Annotated in this window: 1 protein-coding gene; it reads right to left on the bottom strand. The window is 76.6% G+C overall.

What is annotated here, in order from left to right; genetic code table 11:
- Nucleotides 1-1,166, bottom strand: a 1,166-nt coding sequence (locus H5J29_RS33595) for an Hsp70 family protein (protein WP_181784894.1), incomplete at both ends; no start/stop codon positions are given.

The raw sequence follows: 1,166 nt of genomic DNA, 5'->3' as shown, positions 1-1,166 counted from the left end.
CGTCGGGGTGGGGACGGTGGTGGTGGCCCGCGGCCGGGTCGGGACGACTCGTCGGGTGGTGGGGCCGTCGGCCTCGGTCGGCTCCTCCGCGACCGGCGGGAGGGTGGCGACCGGGGCCTCCGGGGTCGGGACCGCGGCGGTGGTGATGCCCCGGTCCGACGCCGTGCCGACCGAGGGCCCCTCCGGCCAGAACGCGACCGCGCCGATCACGGCGAGCGCGGCCACCAGGCCTCCCGCCCCGACCACCAGGACCGGCGACCGGCCCTTGGGGCGGTCGCTGTCGTACTCGGCGTAGGAGTCGAACAGCCCACCCGGCTCGGCGGGCGGGGGGCCGGTGAAGCGGGTGGGCTGCGCGTCCGTGGGGAGGAGCTCGGTGCGTGCGTCGGAGTTCGGGCCGGAGTAGAGGCCGTAGGTGGGGTCGCCGTAGGGGTCCTGGGCGACGGGCGCGTACGCCGTGGGCGCCTCGGCCCCCAGCGGGGCGTACGTCGTCGGGGCCTCCGACGGGTACCGGCCGGTGCCCGTCGGGGGCGTGACGAAGTCCTCGGTTCCGTGCACCGCCATGGCTCCTGCCCCACTCGTCGTGCCGAGGAAGGCCACCGCACCCTTGGCGACGGCGATCTTCGGCTCCGTGTCGACGGCCACCGGCCGCCCCAGTTCCTGTGACACCAGCTGCGGCACGAGCGGGATCCGCGAGGACCCGCCCACCAGCAGCACCCCGGCCAGCGCCTCCGGGGTCACCCCCGCCGACTCCACCGCCCGGCGCAGCGCCTTCACGGTCTCCTCGACCGACGCCCGGATCTCCCGCTCGAACTCGCTGCGGTGCAACCGCACCGACCCGCGGAACCCGGGCAGCAGGACCGGCACGGTGACCTCGGTGTCCGCCGAGAGCGCCTCCTTGGCCTCGGCGCACTCCCGCCGCAGCCGCGCGACGGCGGCGAGCACCTCGGGATCCGACTCGTCCAGCCCCGCGAACGCCTCGGGCGCACCCTCGGCCACGTGGTCGAACACCGCCTGGTCGAAGTCCACCCCGCCGAGGAACTCCAGCCCCTCGGGCCGCCCGAGCAGCGAGAACCCGCTCGCGTCCCGCTGCACGACGGCGGCGTCGAACGTCCCGCCGCCCAGGTCGTAGACCGCCACGGTGGCGCCCGGGTGCAGGCGCTCCTCCG

Origin of the sequence: Pseudonocardia pini (assembly GCF_013870575.1) — a bacterium.
Classification (GTDB): domain Bacteria; phylum Actinomycetota; class Actinomycetes; order Mycobacteriales; family Pseudonocardiaceae; genus Pseudonocardia; species Pseudonocardia pini.
This window is presented reverse-complemented; position numbering and strand designations above follow the sequence as displayed.